Origin of the sequence: Pseudomonas marginalis (assembly GCF_001645105.1) — a bacterium.
In the GTDB taxonomy this organism is placed as follows: Bacteria; Pseudomonadota; Gammaproteobacteria; order Pseudomonadales; family Pseudomonadaceae; genus Aquipseudomonas; species Aquipseudomonas petroselini.
This window is the reverse complement of sequence record NZ_LKEG01000034.1, coordinates 163851-180739: the sequence shown is the minus strand read 5'-3', so window position 1 is coordinate 180739 and position 16889 is coordinate 163851. Positions and strand designations below refer to the sequence as shown.

Sequence of the window (16889 nt, the reverse complement as noted above, 5' to 3'; positions counted from 1 at the left end):
TATAGTATAACAGTGCAAATAAGCCAATCCCCTCTTGCTCACCACGACGAAGGGCGCAATGCTTGAATACTTCCCTGCCTCGAGAAGCCCGATGAAATATTTGCTGTGCGCCCTGTTATTGGCTGCGGCAGGACCTGCCTGTGCTCAAGCGCCGAGCCTGCTGGCCAACTGCACGCGCAGCGCCAACCTGCTCGCGTGCGTCGACCCACTGGGCAATGCCTACAGCGTGGCGACGGTCGGCAGCACCACGTATTTGCGTGGGTATGAGGTAATCGGCAAACGCTACTGGGCACAGACCAACAGCCGCTACGGGCAACTGACGTTCTTTACCGGGTTGGCGTCGGACGGTGAGGCGTGGGTCGGCTATACACGGCGCGTGGGCTGGACCACCCTTAACCGGTTTTCCAGTTCGGGTGGCGCCAGCGCCAAATTCACCTGCAGCCGCATCACCGGCTGTTAGACCTGGGCGCTCTTCTGTTCCTGCACCCACGCCATGTAGCTGTTCATCGGCGGGTTCTTCTGGAAGTATTTTTTCAGGCCTTCGAACAGGCCATCGGCAACCGCCTGTTGATGCCGCGCGGTGACCAGGCGCGCACTGTCACGCGCATTGGAGATAAACCCGGTTTCCACTAGGATCGACGGCACGTCCGGTGACTTCAGCACCGCGAAACCCGCTTGCTCCACGCGCTTCTGATGCAAGCTGGTGATGCCCTCCAGGCTGCCCAGGATCGAGCTGCCGAGTTGCAGGCTGGAGGCGATGGTGGCGTTCATCGACATATCCAGAATCACCCCGGCCAACATCGGGTCCTTGTCCTTCAGATTGAGCAGACGGGTGGCGCCGAGCAGATCGGCACCGTTTTCTCGTTGCGCCATGAAGCGTGCGGTGGCTGACGTCGCACCGCCTTCGGACAACGCATACACCGAAGCACCCGACGCGGTGATGCGCGGCGCCGCATCCGCATGCACCGAGATAAACATGTCGGCATTGTGCTTGTGGGCGATCTCCACCCGTTTGCGCAGCGGCACGAAGAAGTCGTCGTTGCGCACCAACTTCACGTCAAAACCCTTCTCGCGCTTCAGGCGTTTGGCCAACAGCTGAGCGATGGACAACACCACGTCTTTTTCGCGCTGGCCCTTGGAGCCGACTGCGCCGGGGTCCTTGCCGCCGTGGCCGGGATCGACCACCACGATGATGTCGCGCTTGGGGTGCGCCTTATCCACCAGGGGCGTGGGCTCTGACGCTATTTGACGAGGCGTCTGGGTGGCGCTGGTCAGATCCAGCACCAGACGATGACCCTGCCCATCCTGGGGCGGCAACACAAAGCTGTTGAGCTGCATCGGCGCAGCCAGGTCGAGCACGATGCGCGTGTCGCCCTTGCCGAAATGCCCCGAGCGGATCGAGGTGATCCCGCTGTTCGTCAACGCCAGCTGAGAGAAATCACCACTGAGCCCGGCGCCGCTCAGGTCGATGATCAAACGCTCCGGCGCGCTCAGGGTGAAGGTCTTGTACTGCACCGGGCCGCTGAGGTCGAACACCAGCCGCAGCTTGTCGTCAGAGCGCCACAGGCGGGCGTTGCGTATCTGTGTGGCGTGGGCCGCAAACGGCAAGGTGAAAAGAGGGCTGGCCAGAAGCAGGTTAAGGAGCTGACGTCTGTGCATACAAATACCGCAAATAAAGGAGCGTCCCTACTCGACATGACTGAAAAAAGGCAGGAGCAGAATATTCATCGTCGACTCTATTGTTATACTATAACATGTCAAATCATTTCCAACGATGGACCTGCTCATGAATGCGCTGACTCTGCCGGATATCGCCGCGCAGGCTTCACGCCAAGCCTTGCCACTCGACTGGGTGGGGATGTGCGGCATCGCCCTGCCGATCCTTATCGACGGCCAACGCCTGACCGCCACCGCCGATGCCGGCGTGAGCCTGGACGACGGCGCCGCCCGTGGCATTCATATGTCACGCCTGTACCTGGCGCTGGAGACGTTTGACCAGCAGCCGCTTACGCCTGCACTTCTGCGTAATGTACTGCAGCGTTTTCTCGACAGTCATGAAGGTTTATCTAATAACGCCTACCTGCGTATCCACACCGATCTGCTCCTCAAACGCCCGGCGCTGGTCAGCCCACTGGCCGGTTGGAAACGCTATCCGGTGAGCATCGAAGCGCGTCTGGAAAACCAGATGTTCCACGTGGAACTAAAAATTGACGTTACTTATTCCTCAACTTGCCCTTGCTCTGCTGCACTCGCCAGGCAGTTGATTCAGCAGCAATTTCTCGAGGATTTCGGCGACACACCGTTGCGGCATGAGGACGTGTTGACCTGGCTCGGCAGCGCCAACGGCATCGTCGCCACGCCCCACAGTCAGCGCAGCAGCGCGCAACTGCTGATCACATTGGACGGCGACCAAGCCGGCCTGCCCATCAATGACCTGATCGATAACGTCGAAGCCGCCCTCGGCACCGCCGTACAAACCGCCGTAAAACGTGCGGACGAACAAGCCTTCGCCCTGGCCAACGGGCAGAACTTGATGTTCTGCGAAGACGCCGCCCGCCGCCTGAACCTCGCCTTAAAACGCTCGGATGCCGTCAAAGCCTTCCACCTGAAAGTGATCCATGCCGAAAGCCTGCACGCGCACGATGCCGTGGCTGAAAGCCGCTGGACGAGAACCCCTGCATGATCACCTGCACCGCTTTGCGCTGGGGCGCCCCCGGCCAACCGCTGACCCCCGCGACAGACTTCACCCTGGAACAAGGCAGCCTCACTGGCATCATCGGCGCCAACGGCACCGGTAAAAGCAGCCTGCTCAAAGTCATCGCCGGCCTGCAAAAGCCCTTGGCAGGTAAAGTCTCGGTGGATGTTCCACGCCGTGGCGGCCTGTCGTTTCTGCCTCAGCAACAGCACTTGGACCGTCAGTTCCCCATCAGCCTGCAAGAACTGGTCGCCGCCGGATTCTGGGGCACCCAACTCACCCCGCAACAACGCAGCCAGCGCCTTGAAGCGGTGCTTGAAGACTGGTGCCTCAGCGGCCTGGAGCACCGCCCGTTGATGGCCTTGTCCGGTGGCGAATTGCAGCGCGCCCTGCTCGCCCGCATGAGCCTGGCCGAAGCGCCGGTGTTGTTGCTCGACGAACCCCACGCCGCGCTGGATGAAGAAGGCCAAGCGCTGTGCTGGAAACACATCCATGCCTGGCACGACCAAGGCCGCACGCTGATTGTCGTCTGCCATGACCTCGCGGCCGTTCGCCATCACACCCAGCAAGTGGTGCAGATCAAAAACACCGGCTGCGTCTTCGGGCCCAGTAAAGAACTGATCCGCCCGCAACCCCACATGCAGGTGGCCTGATGCACTTTGCCGCCCACCTGTGGATGCCCTTCGTCGACTTCGTCTTTATGCGCCGCGCGCTGATCGGCGGCCTGGTGCTCGCCTGCAGCACTGCGCCGCTGGGGGTGTTTCTGATCCTGCGGCGCATGAGCCTGATCGGTGACGCCGTGGCCCACGGCATCCTGCCCGGCGCTGCCCTTGGCTTCTGGTTCGCCGGCCTGAGCCTGCCGGCCCTGACCATCGGCGGCCTCGGCGCCGGTCTGAGCATGGCCGGCCTGTCCGCCTGGATCACCCGCCGCACCGGTCTGCGCGAAGACGCCAGCCTAGCCGCCATCTACCCCATCTCCCTCGCCGCCGGTGTACTGATCCTCGGCATCGCCGGCAAGCGCCTGGACCTGCTGCACCTGCTGTTCGGCTCCGCCCTGGCCGTCGACGAAACCACCCTCACCGGCATGCTCTGGGTCTCCGGTTTCAGCCTGATCGCGATGGCCGCGATCTATAAACCGTTGCTGCTGGACACCCTCGATCCGTTGTTCCTGCAAACCGTCAGCCGCCTTGGCCCGCTCGCCCATGGGGTGTTCCTGACCTTGGTGGTGCTGAACCTGGTGATCGGTTTCCAGGCGATCGGCGCCTTGATGGTGGTGGGCTTGATGATGTTGCCCGCCATCGCTTCACGCTTCTGGAGCCGGCGCCTGCCGGTATTGATCGCAGTATCGGCAGTGCTGGGATGCCTGTCGGTATGGCTGGGTTTGTTGCTGTCGTTCTACTACTCGTTGCCCAGCGGCCCGGCCATCGTGCTGGTGGCGGGCGCCGGGTATCTGCTGTCCGTGGTCTTCGGTCCGGTGCACGGCTTGCTGCGCTGCCCGCCCTTGCTGTCATCCCAATGAGGTGTTTCCCGATGCGCGCTCTACTCGTGCTGTTCAGTCTAATCCTGTCGTTATCGACGGCTCAGGCCGCAGACAAGCTCCAGGTGGTTACCAGCTTCAGCATCCTGGATGACATCACCCACCAGATCGGTGGCGATCACATCCAGATCAGCAACATGGTCGGCCCCGACGCCGATGCCCATACCTACGAACCGACACCCGACGACGCCAAGGCGCTGCTCAAGGCCAAGGTCATCATCAAGAACGGCCTGGGCTTCGAACCCTGGCTGGACCGCCTGGTGACCAGCACCGAAACCAAGGCCACGGTGGTCACCGCCAGCAAAGGCGTGATCTCCCACACCATGGAAGAGGACGGCGAAACCATCCCCGACCCACACGCCTGGCACAACCTGGCCAACGCCGAAATCTACGTGAACAACATCACCAAGGCGCTGGTGGCCGCCGACCCGGCCAACAAGGCTGACTACCTGCGCAACAGCCAGGCCTACCTCAAGGAAATCTACCGCCTGCTCGCCGAGGCCAAGACCAAGTTCGGCGCGTTGCCACCAGGCAACCGCCGCATCGTCACCTCCCATGACGCCTTCGGCTACCTGGGCCAGGCATATGGCATCGAGTTCCTCGCGCCTCAAGGCCTGTCCACCGAACGTGAGCCGTCCGCTGCCGAAGTCGCCGCGCTGATCACTCAGATTCGCAAAGATAAAGTCAAAGCCGTGTTCATGGAAAACATCAAGGATTCGCGCCTGCTCAAGCAGATCGCCGACGAAAGCGGCGCACAGATCGGCGGCACGCTGTATTCCGACGCCCTCGCCGCAGAAGGCCCGGCCAGCACCTTTACCGGGCTGTTCGAATACAACCTCAACACGCTGTGCGCGGCGTTGAGCAAGCCATGAACTTGAGCATGCTCGACCTGGAAGGGGCTGCCGTCGGCAGTCGCTTTCCACTCGAACAGGTGCTGGATGCCCTGCCGTGGAACAGCGATGGCTTGGTGGCCGCCATCGCTCAGCAACATGGCAGCGGCGAAGTCTTGATGCTGGCCTGGATGAACCGCCGGGCCCTCAACGAAACCCTGCTCACCGGGCAAGTCTGCTACTGGTCGCGCTCGCGCCAGCAGTTATGGCGCAAGGGCGAGAGCTCGGGCAACTGGCAGCAGTTGGTGGAAGCGCGCCTGGATTGCGACGGCGATGCGGTACTGCTGATCGTCAACCAACTGGGTCCGGCGTGTCACACCGGCCGCCCCACCTGTTTCTATAACGCCATCGACGGCGACCACGTCTACATCATTACGGAGCCCGCTGCATGATCCGCAAAAACCCTTCCGGCGATCTGCCGGTCATTGCCGAATCGGCCTACGTCGACAAAACCGCGATCATCTGCGGCAAGGTCATCATCGGCGAGAACGTCTTCGTCGGCCCCTACGCCGTCATCCGTGCCGATGAAGTCGATGCCAGCGGCGCCATGGACCCGATCACCATCGGCGCCAACTCCAATATCCAGGACGGCGTGGTCATCCACTCCAAGTCCGGCGCGGCGGTCACCATCGGCGAATTCACCTCCATTGCCCATCGTTCCATCGTGCACGGCCCCTGCACCGTCGGCGACCGTGTGTTCATCGGTTTCAACAGCGTGCTGTTCAACTGCGCCGTGGGCGACGGCTGTGTGGTGCGCCACAACTCGGTGGTCGACGGTCGCGATTTGCCCGCCGCCTTCTACGTGCCCTCCACCACCCGCATCGGCCCCAACACCGACTTGTCGCAATACCCGCCGGTGAGTGTGAGCGCCTCGGAGTTTTCCGAAGACGTGGCACGCACTAATGTCGATCTGGTGCGCGGCTACAAAGCCCTGCAAAACGAGTTCTGAATCATGAGCCGCCTGCTGATTCGCAATGCCCGCCTGGTGAACGAAGGCCAGGCATTCGACGCCGATGTGCTGGTTGCCAACGGCCGTATCGAGAAGATCGCCAGCAGCATCGAGGGCTGCGACGCGCCCTTGGCCATCGACGCCCAGGGCCAATGGCTGCTGCCGGGCATGATCGATGACCAGGTGCACTTTCGCGACCCCGGCGCGCCAGACAAAGGCAGCTTTTACAGCGAATCCCGGGCGGCCGTGGCCGGCGGTATCACCAGCGTCATGGATATGCCCAACACCCAACCCGCTACGCTGACCTTGCAAGCCCTGGCCGATAAAAAGCGTCGCGCGGGCCTGCATTCGGTGGCCAACTATGGCTTTCACTTTGGCGTGAGCAATGACAACCTCGACCTCGTCGCAGCGCTGGACCCGCGGGAAGTGGCCGGCGTCAAAGTGTTCATGGGGGCCTCGACCGGCAATATGCTGGTGGATGATCCACGGGTTCTGGAGCGGTTATTCGCTGAAGTGCCGACCCTCCTGCTGGCCCACTGCGAACATACGCCGAGTATCCAGGCCAATGAACAACGCCTGCGTGAGCGCTTTGGCGACAATATTCCTGCCGTGGCCCATCCGCTGATTCGCGATGCCGAAGCGTGCTATCGCTCATCCTCTCTGGCCGTGGAATTGGCCCAGCGCCACGGCACACGCCTGCATGTGCTGCACCTGACCAGCGCCCGCGAGCTGGTGTTGTTCGAAGACAAGCCCCTGGCGCAAAAGCGCATCACGGCCGAGGTCTGCGTGCACCATTTGCTGTTCGATGACCGCGATTATCATCGGCTCGGTCATCAGATCAAATGCAACCCGGCAATCAAGACACGCGCCGACCGCGACGCGCTGCGCCAAGCCTTGTTGAGTGATCGTCTGGATGTGATTGGCACTGACCACGCGCCGCATACCTGGGCGCAAAAACAGTTGGGCTATCGCGAAGCGCCGTCGGGTTTACCCCTGGTGCAGCACGCGCTGCCGGCGTTGTTGGAGCTGGTCGCCGATGGGCTGCTACCGCTGACGACCCTGGTGGCGAAAACCAGTCACCGCGTGGCCGACCTGTTCGCCATCCCGGATCGGGGTTATCTACGCGAAGGTTATTGGGCCGACCTGGTGTTGATCAAACCGGAGCCCGAAGGCAAACCCGTCAGCAGCGAGCCGATCCTGGCGCGCTGCGGCTGGACGCCTTTTGCCGAGCGCAGCTTTCGCCACAGCGTCAGCACCACGCTGGTCTCCGGCCACCTGGCTTGGCACAACGGCCAGGTGGTCGACAGTTGCCAGGGCTTGCCCCTGCATTTCCTGCGTTAGGCGGCCTGCGTTAAGCGCGAGGCTTGACCGTCCCGCAATCGTTACCCAGCCACTGGGCATGGCTGTCCAGGCTGCCCTTCTGCTGAATACCGGTGGCATTGAAGGTGCCGTTGACGGTGGTGGTGAATTCTTTCTGGCTCTGGAAAGTAGCGACGCCGGTGCCCTGGGCTTTCGGGCAACTGAAGCGGAATTTCCACTGGTTACCGGTCTTGTCGGTGACTTCCTGTTTGCAGCCCGATTGCGGGTCGGTCAGGGGGATCGAATCGGACGCGACCTGCGCCGGTGTCAGGCACACCTGCACGCCTTTGCCGGCCATGGTGATGCCTTGTTTTTCCAGCATGGCGCGCTGTTCAGGGGTCATCTGTTGCTTGAGTTGACCGAGGATCAGCGACAAGTCCGGCAGGTCTTGGTTATCGACCTTCATATTGCTGGTGGTCAATTCCCACAAGCCCGGCGCCAGCATCTGCGCCTGTGCTGCCACGGGCAGCGACAAACCAATAACCATGGCTAAACCAAGCAGACGAGCATTCATCGGGTAACTCCTGGGCAATTGTTGGCGTTAGACGCCGCGAAGGCGCCAGTGTTGCACGGCAAATAAAATAGCGACATTCGTCAGCGAACATGGTCTGTTAGGCACTCGATTGCCTGGAGTACCGTCGTCCATGGATTTTTTTGGCCCGCACCTGCTCGCCTACTTCATCGCCACGCTGCACTTTCTCGGGACACTCGCCGCGATCCACGCGGTGCTGACCGTCAGGACCGCCCAAGGCTCGATCGCCTGGGCCTTGTCGCTGATGTTCATGCCGTACCTCACGTTGATCCCCTACCTGATTTTCGGCCGCAGCACGTTCGACGCCTACATCCAGGCCCGTCGCCAGGCCAATCAGGAAATGCACACCGCCATCACCGCGCTGAACTGGCGGCCTTGGGTCGAGGAAGCGCTGGCCGCACGTAACTCCAGCGCCTACGCCTCCCTGCGCGCCATGCCCAAGCTGGGCCGCATGCCGTGCCTGGCCAACAATGAAGTGCATTTATTGATCAATGGCGATGCCACGTTCAGCGCGATCTTCGAGGCGATTCGTAACGCCAGGACAGCCGTGCTTTTCCAGTTCTTCATCATTCATGACGACGAGCTTGGCAGACAGTTACATGCCTTGTTGAAGGAAAAGTCCGCCGAAGGCGTAGCCATTTACGTGTTGTATGACCGCATCGGCAGCCATGCCCTGCCCCATCGCTACGTGCAATCCCTGCGCGACGCCGGTGTACAGGTCAAGGCGTTCGCTACACGCAGCGGCTGGCTCAATCGCTTCCAGGTCAACTTCCGTAACCACCGCAAAATCGTGGTGGTGGACGGCATTACCGGGTTTGTCGGCGGGCATAACGTCGGCGATGAATACCTGGGCAAGAAGCCCCCGCTGGCGCCGTGGCGCGATACCCATGTGCAGGTCACCGGCCCGGTAGTGGCGTGCTTGCAGGAGTCGTTTGCCGAAGACTGGTTCTGGGCCGCGCGCGAGTTGCCACCGTTGATCCTGCCGGACGCCTACCCCGAGGATGGCGTGCTCTGCCAATTACTCGCCAGCGGCCCGGCCGACCCGTATGAAACCTGCTCATTGTTTTTCGTCGAAGCCATCCACGCGGCGACCGAGCGCGTGTGGATCACCAGCCCGTATTTCATCCCCGACGAAGCCGTGTTTGCCGCGCTGCGCCTGGCGGTGTTACGTGGAGTGGACGTGCGCCTGCTGCTGCCCTCGCGGCCCGACCACCGCATCGTCTACGCCGCCTCCAGCCTTTACGCGATCGAAGCGGTGCGCGCCGGCGTGCGGGTGTTCCGCTATACGCCGGGCTTTCTGCATCAGAAGGTGGTGTTGGTGGACAGTGAAATCAGCGCCATCGGCAGTGCGAACATGGACAACCGTTCATTCCGGCTGAATTTCGAAGTGATGTTGCTGACGGTCGACCAAGCCTTCGCCAAAGAAGTTGAGCACATGCTGCTCGACGACTTTGCCCTGGCCCATGAGGTCAGCCAGGCAGAAAGCCGCGAAACCCGCCGCCTGCAACAATTGGGCATGCGGGTCGCGCGTTTGATATCACCGATTCTCTGACAAACGACGCGGTGAACTATGTGGGAGGGGGCTTGCCCCCGATAGCGGAGGATCAGTGCCTGATGAGCTAGCTGACACACCGTCATCGGGGACAAGCCCCCTCCCACATTTGGATCTCCAACAGTGTTGAAATTCAGCGGTAGATATCTTCCCGCGTCCACGGCAGTTCATGGCTGCCATCGGCATGGGGTTTCACCGCCAGTATCTGGTGCAGGTTGATCCAGCCCCGTGCAAACGCGTACGCGCAACCGGCCAGGTACAGCCGCCAAATACGCAACGCTTGCTCCGGCACCCTCATCGCTGCCGCTTCCAGGTTGTCTTCCAGGCGCTCGCTCCAGTGGTCCAGCGTGCGCGCGTAGTGGAGGCGCAGGCTTTCGACGTCGACCACTTCCAGCCCGACTTCACTGATCTCGGCGGTCATCATCGCCAGGTGCGGCAGCTCGCCGTTAGGGAACACATAACGCTCGATAAACTCCCCGGCGCCACGGCCTACCGGACGGCCATCGGTGTGCTTGGCGGTAATGCCATGGTTCATCACCAGGCCGCCTTCGCGCACGGCGCCGTACAACGTCTTGCAGTACTCCGCCAGGTTGGCGTGGCCGACGTGTTCGAACATGCCCACGCTCACGACTTTGTCGAAACGACCGTCTTGCGGCAGGTCACGGTAGTCAAGCAGTTGCAGGTCCACCTGGTCTTCCAGGCCTTCGGCTTTCACCCGTTCCCGGGCCAGCGCCAACTGCTCCTTGCTCAGGGTGATGCCAAACACTCTGACCCCAAACTCTCGTGCCGCAAACCGTGCCAGCCCGCCCCAGCCACAGCCGACGTCGAGCAGATACTCGCCCGGCTGCAGCCGCAGTTTGCGGCACAGGTGGCGAAATTTGTCTTGTTGGGCCTGGTCGATGGATTCGCTGCCGGTTTCGAAGTAACCGCAGGAGTACGCCATGTCCTGATCCAGCCATAGCTGGTAGAACTCATTGGACAGGTCGTAATGGTAGGAAATGGCTGCTGCGTCAGTGGCCTTGTCGTGGATCGAGCGCACCGGACGACTCCCCTCGTCGTCCTCGATCAGGGCGTGACTCAATTCGTCACAGACCCGGATGACCTCGGAAATGGAGCCTTCCAGCTCCAATTTTCCCTCCACGAAGGCTTCGCCCAGTGAATCGAGCGTTGGATGGGTCAGTTGGGACACGACCGTGGGGTCCTTCACCACGATGGTCACACTGGGCTCGGGGCCCAAGTTAAATTCATGGCCGTCCCAGAGTCGAAGACGCAGCGGTAGCTGAAGATTCTGTAAGGCCGGTGGAAGTTGCGCGAGCATGAGTAATCCCCCCTTGTTTCAGACGTCTGCTGTGAGGGTAGACCATCCCAAGACAAAGTAGGAGGCTATCGATTTGATAGCGCTCTCCTATGGGGCTCGGCGCTCGAGCAAACCGTCTTGGACCCACTGTTTCAGCCATGTAACGGCCTGCAGTGGCGCACCCTCTGCGTAACTGACTGCCAACGCTGCGCACAGTTCGGCAAAGTTCCAGCCGGTCGTCACCATCCCCGCCAGGGCGCAGGCCTCTTCAGGCTCCAGGCTACGGTAATGGCACACATTCTGATGACGCCATACCAGGCAGACTTCGGTCGGAGCCAATGCCTGGCTGGCGGGAAAGGCTGACGCGTCCTTACTCGCACGCCAGATCGCTACGGTATTGAAATGGCACAGCAGCAGCTGCACCGACGGCGCCAGGGTCACCTGCAACAGCGGCCACGCTTCGGGCGGCAACACCGCCATCTCATTCAGCGTCAGCGGTTTGCCCTGCGGCGCATCAAACGCCAGGGTAAACGCCCATTCCAAACGCGCCAGTTCCGCCAGCGGCGCACTTTGCTCCGCCACCAGATGCTCAAGGATAAACGCCGGGAAACGCTCCCCTAGCCAACGCAGACTGTAGTGGGCCGAGGGATAACGGCGCACAAAGGCCTCGGTCAGCGTTGCAAACTCATCATCACCCAACCAATAGCGGATGGCATTGAAGTCATGCCGCAAAACCTCCTGCAACCGCGAGATATAGGCGTTGTGGTAAATCGCCAGGCCCGCGTCCACATCCAGCGTCGGCCCGCCCAGCAGGGTAGCCGCGAAGTCACTGTTGGCCACTGGCGTTTCGGACAACAGGTGCTGCTCGAAGGCCAACTGCCAATCGGTCAGGCGCATAACGTTCTCCTGGCCAACGCCATGGCCCCCAGTTCACGGGCCTTGCTCAGTTCGGTGAGCAGATCTTCAAAGGGTGGAAAATGGTCGTCGCGCTCCAGTAGCGTCGATACGGGTCCCAGGTGCTCAAGCGTTTGTTGATAGAGCGCCCACACCGGATCGCATACCGGGTGGTCATGGGTGTCGACCACGTAGTCGCCATAGTCCATATGCCCCGCCAGGTGCAGTTGGCGGATGCTCTGCGGTGGCAGGTTGCGGATAAACGTCCAGGCATCGAAGCCATGGTTGCGCGAGCTGACATACACGTTGTTGACGTCGAGTAACAACTGGCACCCTGTCAGATGCGCCAGGGCGTTGAGGAATTCCCACTCAGTGAATTCGTCCGCCTTGGAGCGCACATAACTGGAGACGTTTTCCAGTACCAGCGGGCGCTGCAACGCGTCCTGCACTTGGCGCACGCGGGCGGCCACGTGGTAGAGACTTTCTTCGGTGTAAGGCAGTGGCAGCAGGTCGTGCAATTGGTGCGCGCTGCCGCGACTCCAGCACAGGTGATCGGACACCCACGCCGGGCGGATTCGCTCGGCGAGCTGTTTGATTTGCTTCAGGTAATCGGTATCGAGGGCATGGGGCCCGCCGATGGACAGGGACACGCCGTGCATCACCAGGGGATAACGCTCGGCGATCGCGTCCAGGTAGTACAAGGCTTTACCGCCCTGGACCAGGTAATTCTCGGAGATCACCTCGAACCAATCCACAGCCGGCGATTGTTCAAGGATCTGTTCGTAGTATTCGTTGCGTAAACCCAAGCCGTAACCCAGGAAGGGAAGAGACGTGGCCATCATGGACTCCTGCAAACGTGTCCGCAGCGGCGGGGAACGCCGCTGCGGTTGCACTCGGCTTGCGCTTACTCGCCGACTTTACCGCCGGCGGCGTCGCAGGCAGCCTGGGTCATAGCCTTGAAACCGTGGCCCTTGCAGACAGCCTGGCCTTTGCAGGCGTTTTCAGCGGTCTTGCAGTCGTTCATGCCTTTGCAGGAAGTCACGCCGTAGCAATGAACGGTAGCGCCGGCGGCCTGTGCCTGGGTAGCGACACCGGCGAACAGAGTGGCGGCAGCGATAGCCAGGGCAGCACCGGACATAGCATTCTTGATGTTCATTGTGTAGTCCTCATCGATCAGTAGGTGGGTCGGTCTGAACGGATTGCTCAGTCTCGACACACCACTAGAGTGAGGTCCCCCAACGGCGTTACAGCCTTCCCCAAAAATTTCTGAACATTAATCTTCTAGCTTTAACAGTGGCTCCTGAAAGCGCAGCAAACGCCCGGCATTCCCCAGTACCAGCAAGGTGCTGAGGTTGTGCAGCACCGCCGCGATCATGGCGCCGGCCGCACCCAACCAGCCAAACGCGGCAAACACGACAATTGCCAAGGTCCAGCCCAGGCCGATGATCACGTTGACCTGCAACGTCTGCCGACACTGGCGGCTCAAGCGCACACAGGTACCCAGGCGCCGCAGGTCGCTGCCGATCAACACCACATCCGCCGACGCCAAGGCAATATCCGCCCCGCCCGCGCCCATAGCCACACCGACCACGCCAGCCTTGAGCGCGAGCGAATCGTTGATGCCATCCCCTACCACCATCGGCCGGAAGCCGCTGCCGATCTCGCCCAGCACGCGGTTGAGCTTGTCTTCCGGCAAGGCCTGGGCTTCGACATCGCTGATGCCCACCTCCAGCGCCAGGCTGTCAGCCACGCTCTGGCGGTCGCCGGTGAGCAACAGTTGGCGGCCGAGGCCAAGGTCACGCAGCTCTTGCAGCGCTTGGCGCGCTTCCGGCTTGACGCTATCGGCCAGCAACAGCCAAGCGAGAAACACCCCGTTCAGCGCCAACCCGGCGATGGGGCCATCGTGATTCGGGACGGCGGTGGTGAGGATACCCAGTTGCTCGAACAACTCCGGCCGACCCAAGGCCGCTTCACCCTGCTCGGTCTGCGCCACGACGCCCAGTCCCTGGCGCTCGCGAATATCCGTCAACGCCAGCATCTGTTCCTGCGTCGCCAGCCCCGCCAACGCCCGGCTGACCGGGTGGCTGCTGGCCGAGCCCAAGCTGGCCGCCAGGTTCAGCAACACCTGCCGGTCCGGCGCCGTGGTGTCGATGGCGTGCAGGCGCAAGGTGCCGAAGGTCAGGGTGCCCGTCTTGTCGACCACCAGCGAGGTCAGGTCCGCCAACTCTTCAAGGAACGCCGAGCTGCGAATCAGGATGCCATGCCGCGCCGCCACGGCGATCCCGGCAATCGCCGTGGCCGGCGCCGACAGCACCAACGCACACGGACACGCCGCCACCAGCACCGCGAGCATCGCCTGGGCGTCGTTGGTCACAAACCAGGTGACCGCCGCCAGCAGCAACACCAGCACCATATAGCTGCCGGCATACCGCTCCAGCAACCGCGTGATCGGCGGCTTGGAGCGCTCGGCGTTCTGCATCAGCGCGATGACTTTGCCCAGGGTCGACTCATTGCCGGTGCGGGTCACCTCAAGACGCAGCAGGCCGTCGAGGTTGATCGCCCCGCCAAACACCTGCACGCCCACACTCGCTTCCAGCGGCACCGACTCGCCGGTGATCGGCGCGGTGTCCAGGCTCGCCTGCCCCGATAGCACCACACCGTCGGCGGGCACGCGGTCACCGGCGCGCACTTCGACGATATCGCCAGTATTCAGCGTGCTGTTATCCACTTCGATAATGCTGCCGTCAGCCTGCACCCGCCGCGCATGGCTGCGGGTCAGTTTGCCCAGGGCATGGATCGCCTCCTGGGAACCGATCACGCTGCGCTCTTCCAGCACATGGCCAAAGATCATGATGATCGGCAGCAGCGCGGCGGTCAGCAGATCACCCGTGGCCCAGGCGCCGAGCATGGCCAGGGCGATCAGTTGGTCGGTGATCCCGTGCAGGCTGGGGAACCGCAGGCTGTACCAGGCCGAACGCATCACCGGCACGGCCACCAAGAGCGACGCGACGCCCAGCAGCAATTGACTCACGCCGGTCTGGTCAGGCGCCAGCCAGCGCCATATCAGGCCCAACACCAGCAAGCCCAAGGCGAGCATGGCCAGGGTCAATTGCCGGGCAGCGCTGCGCTGCTCGGCGGAGGTCAGCATAGGTGCGCTCATTGTTCGGCTCCCTGGATGATCAAGCGGGAGTCGTCTTTAGGATCGACCGTGGTCACGGAGCCGGCCTGGCCGAGAATCTTCGGCAGGCGCTCGCGGTAAAGGCGCAACATCAGGCCCGGGTCTTTTACCTGGGCCAGGCTGGCGACGGTGGCAGTTTGCGCCTGGGCATTGGCCAGGCGTTCGCTGGCCTGGGCGTGGGCGACTTGCACCAGGCGATCGGCCTGCTGAGTGGCGGTCTGGGTGAGTTTTTCCGCGTCGTTACGGGCATTGGCCACGGCTTTATCGGCCTGCTGGCTGGCGGTCAACACCGCATTGAACGCGTTCACCGCCGGGCCTGGCAGGCTCGATTGCACATCCACGCGGGTGACCTGGATACCCAATCCCAACCCGGTGGACGTCAACTCCGCCAAGCGTTTATTGATGCCTTGCACCAAGTCGCCGCGCAGCCGTTCACGGCGTTCGGCAGCGCCGTTATCCGTGCCGATCAATTCCGGCCTTGCCACCAAAATCGTGTCCAGGTCCCGCGCCGCCGTGAGGGCCACGGCGCTGCGGGTCACGAGTCGATCCAAGGCAGGCAACACGTGCTCGCCCTGCAGCACAAACGCATAAGGTTCGGTGACTTTGTAAAACACCCGCACATCCAGTTGCACCACGCCGGCATCGCCGGTCAGCAGGTAACCGGAACCGGCCAGTGCATCACTCAACGGCGTGGCAAACGTGGCCACGCGGTCGGCCTGGACCGCCGCGTCAGAACGCAGCAGGTTCTGCACCCTGCGCTCGATCACGCGGTCAGCGGCCGGCAACAGCACCACCTGCTCGAACGGCTGCGGCCAGGCCAGCAACAGCCCGGCATTCTGGATACGGTCGAGGGCGCCGAAATGCAGGACCACCGCACGGTTCTGCGGGTCGATCTGGCGCACATTGGAAAATGCCCAGGCCAACGCGGCCAGCACGGTCACCGCGTACAACGCCAGGAATGTCAGGCGTCCGGCCTGGATCCATGGGCTGTCCGGGCTGTCACGCTCGGTCATGGCTGGACATCCTTCGGCCCGTCCACCAAGGCGCGGAACGGCGCAGCGTCGGTGCGCAGGATGATCTTGGTGCCCGGCGTGACCACGGTGCCCAGGGTATCCAGGGAGCGCAGCAGGTTATACAGCTGCGGGTTGCCGGCGTAGGCACGGCCATAGATCTGCGCGGCCTCGACCCGCGATTGCGCTTCGATATCGGCGGCTTTCACCGTGGCATCCGCCTGCACGATGCGTGCATCGCGCTCGGCAGCGGAGCGGATCTGCGCCGCCTCACGCTTGCCCACGGCGGTGCGCTCGGTGGCGATGGTTTCCCGCTCGGCGCGCATGCGGTCGACGGTGGCGGTGAGGGTCACCGACGGCAAGGTCAGCCGTTCGATACCGATTTGGGCCACGCGCACGCCGTAGGTCGTGAGCAATTGTTGATCAATCTGCTGGCGCAACTGCGCTTCGAAATCAGCGATGCGCACCTGGCTGGCATCGGTGTTGATCAGGCTCGACAGGTCGAAGCTGGCCGCCGTGGTTTCCAGCGCCGAACCCACGAAGGTACGAATCTGCCGCGCCGCTTCGTCCGGCTGGTTCTGCACGGCGCGCATGAAGCGCTGCACATTGTCCGCATCGCCCTGTACCTGCCACGCCACGTACGCCTGCACGATGATGCGCAGGCCATCACGGGTGCCCACATCCTGCAAACCGCTGGAAGTGGTGCGCAGGCGCAGATCCACCGGGATCGCCGCTTCGAACGGCGCCGGCCAGCGCCAGCCCAGGCCCGGTTCCAGCAGCACCCGCGAGGGGTTGCCGAAGCGGGTAATCACCGTGGCCTCGCCGGACCGCACTTGCACCAGGCTGGCGGCGGCGACCGCAAACAGCACCAGCAACAGCGCCCAGGCCATGCGGCGCCACGGGAATGGGCCGGCGGCTAGTTCGTCACCGTGATGAGGGTGGTGATGGCCATGGTGATGACCGTGATCATGAGAATGAGCGCTCAACAGACCGACT

18 protein-coding genes are annotated in these 16889 nt (G+C 62.4%); 9 read left to right on the top strand and 9 right to left on the bottom strand.

Annotation, left to right across the window (positions count from 1 at the left end):
- Positions 1-91: 91 nt before the first annotated feature.
- Complete coding sequence (locus tag AO064_RS10175) at positions 92-460, top strand: hypothetical protein (RefSeq protein ID WP_015886613.1); 369 nt, start codon at positions 92-94, stop codon at positions 458-460.
- Here AO064_RS10175 and AO064_RS10170 read toward each other — a convergent pair.
- Positions 457-1659: an N-acetylmuramoyl-L-alanine amidase gene (locus AO064_RS10170; protein ID WP_064053197.1), complete on the bottom strand. Its 1203-nt coding sequence runs from the start codon at positions 1657-1659 to the stop codon at positions 457-459. The two genes, AO064_RS10175 and AO064_RS10170, sit on opposite strands and share 4 nt — an antisense overlap.
- A gap of 127 nt (positions 1660-1786) precedes the next feature.
- Here AO064_RS10170 and folE2 point away from each other — a divergent pair, with 127 nt between their 5' ends.
- The 7 genes from folE2 to AO064_RS10135 are packed head-to-tail and all read left to right on the top strand — an operon-like array spanning position 1787 to position 7412.
- On the top strand, positions 1787-2683 hold the full coding sequence (gene folE2 / locus AO064_RS10165; RefSeq protein WP_064053196.1) for a GTP cyclohydrolase FolE2: 897 nt from the start codon (positions 1787-1789) through the stop codon (positions 2681-2683).
- On the top strand, positions 2680-3348 hold the full coding sequence (locus tag AO064_RS10160) for a metal ABC transporter ATP-binding protein (protein WP_064053195.1): 669 nt from the start codon (positions 2680-2682) through the stop codon (positions 3346-3348). Before folE2 ends, AO064_RS10160 begins: the two co-directional genes overlap by 4 nt.
- Positions 3348-4214 (top strand): metal ABC transporter permease, encoded by an 867-nt coding sequence (locus AO064_RS10155; RefSeq protein WP_064053194.1) that lies wholly within the window; start codon positions 3348-3350, stop codon positions 4212-4214. The genes AO064_RS10160 and AO064_RS10155 overlap by 1 nt, the downstream gene beginning before the upstream one ends.
- A gap of 11 nt (positions 4215-4225) precedes the next feature.
- Positions 4226-5104 carry a metal ABC transporter substrate-binding protein gene (locus AO064_RS10150; protein WP_015886618.1) on the top strand — a complete coding sequence of 293 codons (879 nt, stop codon included), beginning with the start codon at positions 4226-4228 and terminating at the stop codon, positions 5102-5104.
- A complete protein-coding gene (hisI, locus tag AO064_RS10145) occupies positions 5101-5514 on the top strand; it encodes a phosphoribosyl-AMP cyclohydrolase (RefSeq protein WP_015886619.1) in 414 nt (137 codons plus the stop codon). The genes AO064_RS10150 and hisI overlap by 4 nt, the downstream gene beginning before the upstream one ends.
- Positions 5511-6071, top strand: a complete 561-nt coding sequence (locus tag AO064_RS10140) for a gamma carbonic anhydrase family protein (protein ID WP_034110438.1) — start codon at positions 5511-5513, stop codon at positions 6069-6071. The genes hisI and AO064_RS10140 overlap by 4 nt, the downstream gene beginning before the upstream one ends.
- Before the next feature lie 3 nt (positions 6072-6074).
- On the top strand, positions 6075-7412 hold the full coding sequence (locus AO064_RS10135) for a dihydroorotase (RefSeq protein WP_064053193.1): 1338 nt from the start codon (positions 6075-6077) through the stop codon (positions 7410-7412).
- Between the two features lie 10 nt (positions 7413-7422).
- Here AO064_RS10135 and AO064_RS10130 read toward each other — a convergent pair whose 3' ends face one another.
- Positions 7423-7944, bottom strand: a complete 522-nt coding sequence (locus AO064_RS10130; protein ID WP_015886622.1) for a DUF3617 domain-containing protein — start codon at positions 7942-7944, stop codon at positions 7423-7425.
- Positions 7945-8074: 130 nt separating this feature from the next.
- Here AO064_RS10130 and cls point away from each other — a divergent pair, with 130 nt between their 5' ends.
- The gene (gene cls / locus AO064_RS10125) at positions 8075-9514 is read left to right on the top strand and encodes a cardiolipin synthase (RefSeq protein WP_064053192.1); all 1440 of its coding nucleotides are present in this window, start codon (positions 8075-8077) and stop codon (positions 9512-9514) included.
- 133 nt (positions 9515-9647) lie between these two features.
- On the opposite strand, the gene cfaB is transcribed toward cls, so the two are convergent.
- The 7 genes from cfaB to hflC all read right to left on the bottom strand — a co-directional run bounded on the left by cfaB (position 9648) and on the right by hflC (position 16879).
- Positions 9648-10832, bottom strand: a complete 1185-nt coding sequence (cfaB, locus tag AO064_RS10120; RefSeq protein WP_064053191.1) for a C17 cyclopropane fatty acid synthase CfaB — start codon at positions 10830-10832, stop codon at positions 9648-9650.
- Between the two features lie 87 nt (positions 10833-10919).
- Entirely contained in the window at positions 10920-11708 is a 789-nt protein-coding gene (locus AO064_RS10115; protein ID WP_064053190.1) for an HvfC/BufC N-terminal domain-containing protein, read from the bottom strand.
- Positions 11699-12544 (bottom strand): MNIO family bufferin maturase, encoded by an 846-nt coding sequence (gene bufB, locus AO064_RS10110; RefSeq protein ID WP_046035810.1) that lies wholly within the window; start codon positions 12542-12544, stop codon positions 11699-11701. The genes AO064_RS10115 and bufB overlap by 10 nt, the downstream gene beginning before the upstream one ends.
- Before the next feature lie 65 nt (positions 12545-12609).
- The gene (gene bufA2, locus AO064_RS10105) at positions 12610-12861 is read right to left on the bottom strand and encodes a BufA2 family periplasmic bufferin-type metallophore (protein WP_015886627.1); all 252 of its coding nucleotides are present in this window, start codon (positions 12859-12861) and stop codon (positions 12610-12612) included.
- A 117-nt stretch (positions 12862-12978) separates the two neighbouring features.
- A complete protein-coding gene (locus AO064_RS10100) occupies positions 12979-14865 on the bottom strand; it encodes a cation-translocating P-type ATPase (RefSeq protein WP_064053189.1) in 1887 nt (628 codons plus the stop codon).
- Positions 14862-15896, bottom strand: coding sequence for a protease modulator HflK (gene hflK, locus AO064_RS10095; protein ID WP_015886629.1), 1035 nt, complete (start codon positions 15894-15896; stop codon positions 14862-14864). Before hflK ends, AO064_RS10100 begins: the two co-directional genes overlap by 4 nt.
- Complete coding sequence (gene hflC / locus AO064_RS10090) at positions 15893-16879, bottom strand: protease modulator HflC (RefSeq protein WP_064053188.1); 987 nt, start codon at positions 16877-16879, stop codon at positions 15893-15895. The genes hflK and hflC overlap by 4 nt, the downstream gene beginning before the upstream one ends.
- Positions 16880-16889: the final 10 nt, after the last annotated feature.